9 protein-coding genes are annotated in these 11761 nt (G+C 53.4%); 5 read left to right on the top strand and 4 right to left on the bottom strand.

Annotated features, from left to right (window positions below):
• Positions 1–11: 11 nt before the first annotated feature.
• Positions 12–740 carry a LytTR family DNA-binding domain-containing protein gene (locus RTX30_RS20620; protein WP_312692344.1) on the top strand — a complete coding sequence of 243 codons (729 nt, stop codon included), beginning with the start codon at positions 12–14 and terminating at the stop codon, positions 738–740.
• Here RTX30_RS20620 and glk read toward each other — a convergent pair.
• The gene (gene glk / locus RTX30_RS20615) at positions 737–1702 is read right to left on the bottom strand and encodes a glucokinase (RefSeq protein ID WP_312692342.1); all 966 of its coding nucleotides are present in this window, start codon (positions 1700–1702) and stop codon (positions 737–739) included. The two genes, RTX30_RS20620 and glk, sit on opposite strands and share 4 nt — an antisense overlap.
• Positions 1703–1859: 157 nt before the next feature.
• On the opposite strand from glk, the gene RTX30_RS20610 reads away from it, so the two are divergent.
• Positions 1860–3101, top strand: coding sequence for an ion channel protein (locus RTX30_RS20610; RefSeq protein ID WP_312692340.1), 1242 nt, complete (start codon positions 1860–1862; stop codon positions 3099–3101).
• Here RTX30_RS20610 and RTX30_RS20605 read toward each other — a convergent pair.
• The gene (locus RTX30_RS20605; RefSeq protein ID WP_312692338.1) at positions 3095–4756 is read right to left on the bottom strand and encodes a thiamine pyrophosphate-binding protein; all 1662 of its coding nucleotides are present in this window, start codon (positions 4754–4756) and stop codon (positions 3095–3097) included. The genes RTX30_RS20610 and RTX30_RS20605 overlap by 7 nt on opposite strands.
• Positions 4757–4938: 182 nt before the next feature.
• Between RTX30_RS20605 and mgrA the strand changes: the two genes are divergently transcribed.
• Together mgrA and ypeC are read left to right on the top strand one after the other, a co-directional pair.
• Positions 4939–5937 (top strand): L-glyceraldehyde 3-phosphate reductase, encoded by a 999-nt coding sequence (mgrA, locus tag RTX30_RS20600; RefSeq protein WP_312692336.1) that lies wholly within the window; start codon positions 4939–4941, stop codon positions 5935–5937.
• A 122-nt stretch (positions 5938–6059) separates the two neighbouring features.
• Entirely contained in the window at positions 6060–6386 is a 327-nt protein-coding gene (gene ypeC / locus RTX30_RS20595) for a DUF2502 domain-containing protein YpeC (protein WP_312692334.1), read from the top strand.
• Positions 6387–6430: 44 nt separating this feature from the next.
• Here the strand turns inward: ypeC and RTX30_RS20590 are convergent, their stop codons facing one another.
• Complete coding sequence (locus tag RTX30_RS20590; protein ID WP_312692332.1) at positions 6431–7669, bottom strand: Nramp family divalent metal transporter; 1239 nt, start codon at positions 7667–7669, stop codon at positions 6431–6433.
• 352 nt (positions 7670–8021) lie between these two features.
• Here RTX30_RS20590 and RTX30_RS20585 point away from each other — a divergent pair, with 352 nt between their 5' ends.
• On the top strand, positions 8022–9209 hold the full coding sequence (locus RTX30_RS20585; protein ID WP_312692330.1) for a NupC/NupG family nucleoside CNT transporter: 1188 nt from the start codon (positions 8022–8024) through the stop codon (positions 9207–9209).
• A gap of 107 nt (positions 9210–9316) precedes the next feature.
• Here RTX30_RS20585 and RTX30_RS20580 read toward each other — a convergent pair whose 3' ends face one another.
• Complete coding sequence (locus RTX30_RS20580) at positions 9317–11503, bottom strand: EAL domain-containing protein (RefSeq protein ID WP_312692412.1); 2187 nt, start codon at positions 11501–11503, stop codon at positions 9317–9319.
• Positions 11504–11761 lie beyond the last annotated feature (258 nt).

The raw sequence follows: 11761 nt of genomic DNA, 5'->3' as shown, positions 1-11761 counted from the left end.
AGGAGAAGTCAATGAAGGTCATCATTGTTGAAGATGAGATCCTGGCGCAGCAAGAACTGAGCTGGCTGATCAAAGCCCATAGCCAGATGGAAATTGTCGGGACGTTTGATGACGGTCTCGACGTCCTGAAGTACCTGCAACACAACAAGGTCGACGCGATTTTTCTTGATATTAATATCCCCTCACTGGACGGGGTACTGCTGGCGCAAAATATCAGCCAGTTCGCGCATAAGCCGTTTATTGTTTTTATTACCGCGTGGAAAGAGCACGCGGTCGAAGCTTTCGAACTGGAAGCCTTCGACTACATTCTTAAGCCATACCAGGAATCGCGCATCATCAGTATGCTCCAGAAGCTGGAAAGCGCCTGGCAGCAACAAGCCGGTATGGCCGCCAGCCCGCAACAGCGGGAAAACGCGACCATTAATCTGATCAAAGACGAGCGGATTATCGTCACCAGTATTGACGACATTTATTATGCAGAAGCGCACGAGAAGATGACGTTTGTCTATACGCGACGGGAATCTTACGTGATGCCAATGAACATCACGGAGTTTTGCAGCAAACTGCCGGCAGCGCACTTCTTCCGCTGTCACCGCTCATACTGCGTGAATCTGGATAAGATCCGCGAGATTGAACCGTGGTTTAACAATACCTATATTTTGCGGCTGCGCGACCTGGAGTTTCAGGTGCCTGTCAGCCGCAGTAAAGTTAAAGAATTCCGGCAGTTAATGCATCTTTAGAGATAGTAACCTAACGTCTGGCGCAGGTGGGCACCCGCGCCTAACAGCCCCGGATTATCATGCACGATCAGATAGACCGGAATATCCTGCACATAGGATTTGAAACGCCCTTTATCTTCAAAGCCGCCGCGAAAACCGGACGCTGTAAAGAAATCAAGGAAACGCGGCACAATACCACCGGCGATATAGACGCCGCCAAAAGTCCCGAGGTTAAGCGCCAGGTTACCGCCAAAGCGGCCCATAATGACGCAAAACAGGGACAGCGCGCGGCGGCAGTCAATGCAGCTGTCTGCCAGAGCGCGCTCGGTGACATCTTTCGGTTGCAGATTTTCCGGCAGACGGCCGTCGGATTTAACAATAGCCCGATAGAGATTGACCAGCCCCGGCCCGGAAAGCACGCGCTCCGCAGAAACGTGACCGATTTCGGCACGCAGTTCTTCAAGAATAATGCCCTCTTCTTCGCTGTTAGGGGCAAAATCCACATGGCCGCCCTCACCCGGCAGGCTCACCCAGCGCTTATCCACATGCACCAGATGGGCCACTCCAAGCCCGGTGCCCGCACCGTAAACCGCGATCGGTTTGCCCTCGACCGGCGCTGCGCCGCCGAACTGGATCAGGTGATCGTTTTTCAGCATCGGGATAGCCATCGACACCGCAGTAAAATCGTTAATGATTTCCAGATGCGCGAAGCCCAGGTTTTTCTTCATTTCAGCAATGGAGAAGGCCCAGGTGTGATTAGTCATTGCTACCCAGTCACCGGTGATCGGACAGGCGATAGCGATACACCCGTCTTCTACGGTAACGTTGTGCTCATCAAGGTAGACACGCACCACCGCTTCCAGGCTGGGGTAGTCGAGGCCGGAATAGGTTTTGGCACGAGAGATGTCGCCGCTGTCGACATCGCACAACGCTAATCGCGCGTTGGTGCCGCCTACGTCGCCCACTAAAGCATATTTTGTCATTCTTTTACGGCTCCGCTAAAGTCAAAATAAATCTTTGGCACACTGTAAATTCAAGGCGCTGTAACAACAACGACGATAACACGAGTGCCCCAGGATAATCGATCTTCGTCACAGATTCCCCCAGGGTTCCGCCCTGCAGGTAATAAAGGAAATAGGTATGCTCCATCCGCGAGCCAGAACAATGTTATTGCTGGCGCTGCCCGCGCTGACCATTGGCGTGGCATCCAGCCTGGTGTTACTGCTGGTGATGAAAATCGCCGCCCTGCTGCAATCGGTGCTGTGGAGCGGTATCCCCTGGCGACTGGGCGTTGACCCCGACACACCACTGTGGATCCTGCTGGTCCTGACCCTTACCGGGGTAGCCGTAGGGTTAGTGATCCGCTTTAGCACAGGCCACGGTGGCCCGGATCCGGCTACCGAACCGTTGATTGGCGCACCGGTTTCCGTGACTGCGCTACCCGGCCTGCTGCTGGCACTGCTGCTTGGGCTAGCAGGCGGGGTCAGCCTCGGGCCGGAACACCCGATCATGGTAATGAATATCGCACTGGCCGTGGCGCTGGGAGGGCGGGTTTTCCCGCGGGTTGCACCGCTGGACTGGACGATTTTAGCCTCTGCCGGCACGCTTGGCGCACTGTTTGGTACGCCGGTCGCCGCCGCACTGATCTTTTCCCAGACATTAACAGCCAGTAACGATGTACCGCTGTGGGATCGCCTGTTTGCCCCGTTAATGGCGGCGGCGGCTGGCGCACTGACCACCAGTGTGCTGTCGCATCCCCATTTTAGTTTACCGATCGCACATTATCCGCAATTGCATCTTGTCGACATTCTCAGCGGTGCCGTAGTGACCTTGTTTGCCATCGCGCTGGGAATGGTAGCTGTATGGTGTCTGCCGCGTCTGCACCGCCTGATCCAGCAGTTGAAAAATCCGGTACTGGCGCTGGGAATAGGTGGTTTTCTGCTCGGTATCCTTGGCATTATCGGCGGCAATATTACGCTGTTTAAAGGGTTGGACGAGATGCAACAGTTGGCCTTTGCCCAGACATTTACCGTCAGTGATTACCTGCTTTTCGCGCTGGTCAAATTGGCAGCGCTGGTGGTGGCTGCCGCCTGCGGTTTTCGCGGTGGGCGGATCTTCCCCGCGGTATTTGTGGGTGTGGCGCTGGGGTTGATGCTGCACGCGCATGTGGATGCGGTTCCTGCGGCGGTCACGGTCTCCTGCGCAGTGCTGGGCCTGGTGCTGGTCGTCACACGTGATGGCTGGCTGAGTTTATTTCTTGCTGCTGTCGTGGTGCCCGATACCACCCTGCTGCCGCTGCTCTGTATCGTGATGCTGCCCGCCTGGCTGCTGCTTGCCGGGAAACCCATGATGATGGCTCCCCGGCGTGACAACGATCACTGATTGTTGCGCGCTTCCAGAGCATGCGTCACATCGCGCAGTAAATCTGGCAGATCGATTTTGGGCAACATTACTTCAATCAGTGCCAGGCGGTGATGATGTGCAGCGGCTTCCAGCGCCTCGGCTAACTGTACCGTTTCACTGACACGCCAACACTCTGCCTGGCAATCGTGACTCAGGGCATGCGGAATGTGGGTCCAGTTCCAGCGGGCAATATCGTTATAGCGCTGCTGTGCGCCATGAATCGCCCGCTCCACGGTATAGCCGTCGTTATTGAGCACAACAATAATGGGGCGTAAATTGTCGCGCAGCATCGACCCCAGCTCCTGAATAGTCAGCTGCGCGGCACCGTCACCGGTAAGCAGGATCACCCGCCGTTCCGGATATGCCGTCTGGGCACCAAAGGCCGCGGGCAAACAAAAGCCGATGGAGCCCCATAGCGGCTGCACCAGGAAGTCCACCCCGGCAGGCAGGCGTAACGCCGCTGCGCCAAAGGCCGCTGTTCCTTGATCGGCAAGGATAATGTCGCCGGGGCGAATAAAGTCCTGCAGCGTTTGCCAGAAAGCAGCTTGATCCAGCGTTCCCTGGTGCCTGTGCTGGCTGGGGTTATTTTCCCGCGCCTTTTTCTGCAAGGCACAGCGCGGATTATTGCGACATACCGAAGTCAGAGTGCTGACCGCATCCTGCATTGATAAACCACTGAACCAGGTTTCACCTACCCGTGCCGCGAACGGTTGGATGTCGATAGTCCGTTCTGGCGGCAATTGCTGTGTGAATCCTGCGGTCAGTGTGTCGCTAAAGCGCGTACCGACACAAATTACCGTATCGGCGTCCTCTATCGCTTCGCGAACTGCCGCCGGGCTTGCCGCGCCACTGTAAGTACCCACAAACCCCGGCTGCGTTTCATCAAACAGGCCTTTCCCCATTAACATCGTGGCGTGTGGCAGTGGAAAATCGCGCATCCAGCACTGCAGCATTTTCTGAACGCCAAAACGCTGCGCCAGAAAATCTGCCAGAAGCGAGAGTCGCTGGCTTCCCGACAGCCGTTCCTCAACATGGCGACGAAAGGCCGCCAGTCGCGTTTCGTTGCCGGGTATGGCGGTCGTAGTGATAACGTTTACAGGCGGGGTTGCCGGCATTTTTGCCACGTCTGCAGGTAGCATCAGATAACCCGGGCGTGACGCTGTCAGCATGGCACGGATCACCCGGTCAATCTCATAGCAGGCGTTTTGCGCCGTCAGCACCGCGCGCGCTGTCGTCACCGGCTCACTCATACGCCAGAAATGGCTAAAATCGCCGTCGCCTAACGTATGGTGCAGTAATTCTCCCCGTCGCTGCACTCCGCTACAGGGCGCGCCAACAATGTGCAGTACTGGCACATATTCTGCGAAACTCCCGGCGATGCCATTGATTGCACTCAGTTCACCCACACCAAAAGTAGTCAGCAGCGCCCCCGCGCCCTGGCAACGCCCATAACCGTCCGCCGCATAGGCAGCATTGAGTTCGTTAGCGCAGCCCACCCAGTGCACCGCCGGATGTTGAATGACATGGTCGAGAAATTGCAGGTTATAGTCGCCAGGCACCCCAAAAAGATGATGGATGCCACAGCCTGCGAGCCTGTCCAGCAGATAGTCGGCAACAGAGTAATCGGTTTGCATTACAGTGATCCTTCTGAAATCCGGGTTTTATCTGAGTATTGGGGAACTGTGATGAGAGTCCAGGATATGCGCCATATTTAAGGTGGCAAGCAAGCTTTACGATGGCGAGCGGTGTAAGCTCAGTCGGTCATAAATGTAAACGCATACACTGTAAAGAAATCAATCGTTGAAGGGGCACCGGCATGGTTTATCAGGCGAGTTCTACGCGTTACGAAAAGATGGTCTGGCGTCGCTGCGGTAACAGCGGCCTGAAACTCCCGGCAATCTCGCTCGGGCTGTGGCACAACTTCGGCGACGCGACCCTGCTGGAAAACAGCCGGCAGTTACTGCGCCATGCCTTCGACCAGGGCATTACCCATTTCGATCTGGCGAATAATTACGGGCCGCCGCCCGGTTCAGCAGAAAAAAACTTCGGGCGTATTTTGCAGGAGGATTTTCTGCCCTGGCGCGATGAACTGGTCATCTCCAGCAAAGCAGGTTACACCATGTGGGATGGCCCTTATGGTGACTGGGGTTCACGCAAATATCTGATCGCCAGCCTCGATCAAAGCCTGCGCCGGATGGGGCTGGATTATGTTGATATCTTTTATCACCATCGCCCGGATCCAGAAACGCCGCTGCAAGAAACCATGCGCGCACTCGACCATCTTGTCCGCCAGGGCAAAGCGCTGTATGTCGGTCTGTCCAATTACCCGGCAGCACTGGCGCGTCAAGCCATCGACATCCTCAATGATTTGGGTACACCGTGTCTCATTCATCAACCCAAATATTCGATGTTTGAACGGTGGGTGGAAGAGGATTTATTGGATCTGCTACAGGAAAAAGGCGTGGGCAGCATCGCCTTCTCACCGCTCGCGGGCGGGCAGTTAACAGACCGCTACTTGCAGGGCATCCCGGCGGATTCTCGCGCCGCCAGCGGCAGCCGTTTCCTCAATCCGGAGCAGATCACAGAAGAGAAACTGGCGACCGTGCGCGCACTCAATGCGATTGCAGAACGGCGGGGACAGAAGTTATCGCAGATGGCGCTGGCATGGGTGCTGCGTGGCGACAAAGTGACCTCTGTGCTGATTGGGGCCAGCAAGACCAGCCAACTGGACGATGCTGTTGGCATGCTGGCGAACCGCCACTTCAGCGCCGCAGAGTGTGAAGAGATCGACGCGGTGCTTAGCGGCGTAAGGTAGACCATTTTAGCAAAAAGTGCTCCCATTCATGATTTCGGAGTTGCGCCACTAATACGGGATATTACCGCCCCGTAATATTGTTGTAACAGGCCGTTTCGGCCCCGATCGTGAAGGAGAAGAGTATGTTCAGGTCACTGATTCTGGCAGCCGTGTTAATGGCTGCCGCGCCGCTGGTCGCGAATGCTGGCGAAATCACCCTGTTGCCGTCTGTAAAATTACAAATTGGCGATCGCGATAATTACGGTAACTACTGGGACGGCGGACGCTGGCGCGACCGCGATTATTGGGGTCGCAATTACGAATGGCGCGGCAACCGCTGGTATAAACACGATCGCGGCTGGCATCGCGGCTGGGATAAACGCGACGCCTATGAGCGCGGCTATCGCGAAGGCTGGCGCGACCGTGACGACCACCGTGGACCAGGCCGCGGGCACTGGCGTCACCACTGAGAATAAAAAAAGGAGCGCATGCGCTCCTTTTTACTGTTCCCGTTTTAAATCCCGGCAATAGTTCCAATTAATAACCAGCCATTCAGGCATACGACCAGCGCCACAATTACCCAACCGGTCCGCTTAACCAGCACGCTGTTAACCAGCTCGCCCATCAGCTTGCGGTCGCTGGTGAACACCAGCAACGGCACCAGAGCCAGCGCAATACCAAAGCTCAGCAGCACCTGGCTCATCACCAGAATCTGCGTTGGATCCAGCCCCAGCCAGATAACAATAAACGACGGCATCATAGTAATGGTACGGCGTACCCAGAGCGGAATATGGAAACGCACAAACCCTTGCATCACTACCTGCCCGGCCAGCGTACCGACCACCGTCGAAGACAGCCCTGCTGCCACCAGACTCAAACCAAAAGTGGTCGCCGCCGCATGGCTGAGTAGCGGCTCCAGCGTCAGGTAGGCCTGGTCAAGATCGGCAATACCGGTATGGCCGTTGAAGTGAAACGCGGCGGCGGCAGTCGCCATCATCGCAAGGTTCACAAAACCGGCAATGGTCATGGCGATGCCAACATCCCATTTGGTGGCGGAATAACGCTCGCGCTGTGTCCCCTGATGCATGTGCTGCGTCAGCGAGGAGTGCAGGTAAATTACGTGCGGCATAATGGTCGCGCCCAACACGCCTGCGGCAAGAAACACCGCTTCTGTACCTGGCAGGTTAGGGATGACAATCCCTTTCGCCAGCGCCGCCAGTTTTGGCTGCGAGAACACCAGTTCAACAATATACGCCGCAGCAACAAACAGCAGCAGCCCGCCAATCACCTTCTCCAGCGGTTTTTGCCCGCGCCGTTGCAACATTAAAATCAGGAACGTGGCGATACCGGTAAGCACGGCTCCTTGTAACAGCGAGACGCCAAGGATCATTTTGAAGCCGATGGCCGCACCAATGAATTCGGCAAGATCGGTGGCCATGGCGATGATTTCCGCCTGCACCCAATAGAACCAGACCAGTGGGCGTGGATAGTGGTCACGGATCTGCTCTGCGAGGTTTTTGCCGGTGGCAATGCCGAGCTTGGCTGACAGCAACTGGATCAGCATCGCCATCAGGTTTGCCCAGACCACAACCCATAGCAGCTGGTAGCCGAAACTCGCCCCCGCCTGAATGTTGGTGGCAAAGTTACCGGGATCGATATAGCCAATCGCCGCAATGAACGCCGGTCCCATTAACGCGAACCTGAGTTTGCGCGCTGCACGCCCATTGCTATTCTCAACGCGACTACTGTTCATTTTTCGCCCTTAAATATAGCCTTTGCTATGTTTGATGCTACCAAAATGAGAATGATTATCAAGAGCATTTAAATGGGTTTGCTTGATTTCTCTGATAGCCAGAAACAATAGAAGGGCTGAATGTTCAGGATGGTGACGGCGACAACAGCATCTGCCGCAGCGTTATGTTAAGAGTTTAGCATGCGATGCAACTTTTCACTCCTTTACTTAACATAACAGAAATGTATGTTGGATCACTAATTTTGAGTCTGGTCACAGGTCATTAATATAGTGTGTGTTTGATCTCGTTTTCTTTTGGCTTGTTACATAGAATGTGCACGAAATTTCTACCCGTCTCATATTTGGAGCAAATATGTCCCGCGTTCTGCACTTTGTCCTGGCGCTTGCTGTTGTGGCGCTGCTTGCCTTGCTCGTAAGCAGCGATCGCAAGAAAATCCGCATCCGCTTTGTTATTCAATTGCTGGTTATTGAAGTTCTGCTGGCCTGGTTCTTCCTGAACTCGGATATTGGCCTCGGCTTCGTAAAAGGCTTCTCCGAGATGTTTGAAAAACTGCTCGGCTTTGCCAACGAAGGCACGAACTTCGTATTCGGTAAAATGAATGATGAAGGCCTGGCGTTCTTCTTCCTGAAAGTGCTCTGCCCGATTGTGTTTATCTCTGCACTGATCGGTATTCTTCAGCATATTCGCGTGCTGCCAATCATTATTCGCGCCATCGGGACGGTGCTGTCTAAAGTGAACGGAATGGGCAAACTGGAATCCTTTAACGCCGTAAGTTCGCTGATCCTTGGTCAGTCTGAGAACTTCATCGCCTATAAAGATATTCTCGGCAAAATGTCACGCAACCGCATGTACACCATGGCGGCGACAGCCATGTCCACCGTGTCAATGTCCATCGTGGGTGCCTACATGACCATGCTCCAGCCGAAATACGTCGTTGCGGCGCTGGTGCTGAACATGTTCAGTACTTTTATTGTGCTGTCGCTGATCAACCCCTACCGCGTGGAAGAGAGCGAAGAAAACCTGCAGATGGCAAAACTGCATGAAGGTCAGAGCTTCTTTGAAATGCTGGGTGAATACATTCTGGCGGGTTTCAAGGTTGCGATTATCGTTGCAGCAATGCTGATTGGTTTTATCGCGCTGATTTCGGGTCTGAACGCGCTGTTTGCAGCGGTTCTGGGTATCTCCTTCCAGGGCATTCTGGGCTATATCTTCTATCCGATTGCCTGGGTACTGGGCGTACCGACTCACGAAGCGCTGCAAGTGGCGAGCATTATGGCCACCAAACTGGTATCGAACGAATTCGTGGCGATGATGGATCTGCAGAAAATTTCTGCGACTCTCTCGCCGCGCGCAGAAGGTATCCTGTCGGTGTTCCTGGTCTCCTTCGCTAACTTCTCCTCCATCGGCATTATCGCTGGTGCGATCAAGGGCCTGAACGAAGAGCAAGGTAACGTGGTGTCCCGCTTCGGTCTGAAACTGGTATATGGCTCCACGCTGGTGAGTGTGTTGTCTGCCGCTATTGCGGCACTGGTTATCTGATGTGATGACCGAATAGCGCCATGTGCATTCGGTCTGAATAATCCATCACCACCTCCCCAGGAGGGGTGATGGGATGGCAATAAAAAACCGGGATAATCCCGGTTTTTTTATGCCTGCGCAAGCGGGTGTGGTTTGCCGACTAAGTAGCCCTGCAAATAATCAACGCCGGATTGCAGCAACAGCGCACGCTGTGCTTCATTTTCGACATACTCGGCCACAACCGTCAGCGACTGCCCCTTTGCCAGCTCACATATCGCTTTCACAATCATTGCGTCCTGCGCATTTTGCAGAATGTCCCGCACAAAAGACCCATCAATTTTAATGATATCGGCCTGTAACCGCTTCAGACGTTCAAAATTGGCGTAACCGGTCCCAAAATCATCGATAGCAATCTTAAAACCCGCCTGCCGCAACTGCTGTATGTTATGCGCGCTCACTTCAGAGTGCGATAACGCCTGCTCCTCTGTGATTTCAATAATCACCGCCTGCGGCGGCACGGCATAGCGCGTAAACAGCGAGAGCATGTGGGCGACAAAATCATGCTGCATCAATGTTAGCGGCATCAGGTTGACGGAAAAGTGCGCGCAACCGTGTTTGTCCGGGTGTGCCTGCATCCACTGCAATAAACGTTCGACGACCTGCATATCAAAGCGGCTACTCAAATTAAACTGAGCAATCACCGGAATAAACTGGTCTGGTGTAAGCAGCTCGCCATTACAGCGCAAACGAGTGAGGATCTCCTGATATCCCTGCCCCTGCGCATTGACTATCGGCTGACCATACAGCACGATGTCGTTGTCATCCAGCGCGCGTTTTACTTTATTCAATAACAACACCCGGTCGGTGGTATGGTCAGTCACTTCCTGCAAGCTGTTCGTCAGTGCCAGTACCTGGTGCACGGCGCAGGCCTGTTCTGAAAGCCAGCTTAACTGCCCCAGTGTATGGTGCAGATCTTTTTCTCCTTCATGCTGTACGCCCCAGGAAACACCAAACTCAATATCCAGCGCAACGGTGTTCCAGTAGATACGGCGACTGTTCAGGTAATGCATCATATGCTGCAAGCGTGCAGAGATTTCAGGCCCATTCAGTTTCAACAATAATTCGTTACCGGGCAGTTGAAACAATTGTTCACCGCCCAGCAATAGCGGCTGCAGTTCCCGGGTCACGCTGCGTTTCACATGCACACGCATCATCAAGCCATAATGCTGGCTCAGAAGTTCCACGTTTTTCAAATACAGGCAGCAAAGTGTGCTGGAAGGCTGCAACTCCAGCGCTTTTTCCAGCGCCCGAAGATTGGGCAGACCGGTCAACGGATCGGTCATTGCCTGCGACTGCCAGCGCTGTTTAAGCCATTCACTTCGGTTATAGATCTGCATCATGTAGAGCATCGAAATGGTGAAGCAAATCAACACCGATAACACAAATGCCAGCGAATAGTCGGTTCGTACGCCGTGCAGAAAGTTGTTGTTGTACAGCATCAAAACAAACGCTGCGCCACCCCAGCTCAACATAATCAGCGGATGACTGATACGACTGATAGCAAAGGTGAAAAGAATAAAAATAACCGGCACAAGATAACCCGCTAAATAATCAGATTTATAAGGCAGGCAAAGAATAATAACCGTAGTAATTAATATCGCGAACCAGGAAAGCATAAAGCCACGCTTCTCTTTTGTTAACCATGGCTTAATACTACGGAGCCAGAATGCGCGACCAAACCGGGGGTTAATCATCATCCGCAGTGGATAATAGAAAATCATTGTAAATATCAGTACTGCGGAAATCAGACTCTGGATATCAATAATGGAGTAAATAGCCGACGTTGAATTAAAAAAGCCTGATAAATTAACCGGATAATTAAACCATGCGCCCGCAATATACATACAACATTTCATGCCGACGGGCGCAATAAACCCCATCCATAAAATGCGTACCCCCATATCCCTGTTGGGCATGCCATGACGCCAACGCGCACCAAGGCGCCAGCGCACAACCGCACAAGCCACCAGCACCGAGAAAACCTGGCAAAATAACAGCACTGCCGCTTCAGTAAAGGCTAAATGTAAAAATATATCGTTTATCAGCGCAAAGCCAATAACAACGGGAAATATGCCGTGGCGGCCAAATAGCAGAATGATCGCCAGCATTACGCTTAACGGCAACCATGCCAGGTATATATCACTGCCATTAACGAGAGTACGGGGCGAAATAATTCGAGAAAGTGTCACAGCCACCAGACACAAAATTAACGCGAGCAGGAACTTACGCGTAACGTTGTAATTTCTTGTTTTCATCAAGGTTAATTAATTGTTCCTGGTGTACGCGAAAAGGTGGGCGAATAATAGGTTTATTCGCAATGTGAATCAACTTCCCTGACGCACAAATACCCTTAGGTGTTCTTAATTTTCACAACCTAAGAATCGTTAACGCGTGTTGAAAAGGGTTTACAGAAAGTCAGAAACAAAAAACCCCCGCGTAAACGCGAGGGTTCGAAATGTTGGTGGAGCTAAGCGGGATCGAACCGCTGACCTCTTGCATGCCATGCAAGCGCT

This window comes from Kosakonia sp., assembly GCF_032052965.1.
In the GTDB taxonomy this organism is placed as follows: domain Bacteria; phylum Pseudomonadota; class Gammaproteobacteria; order Enterobacterales; family Enterobacteriaceae; genus Kosakonia.
Note: the sequence above shows the minus strand (reverse complement) of the source record. Positions and strands in the feature narration are given on the sequence as shown.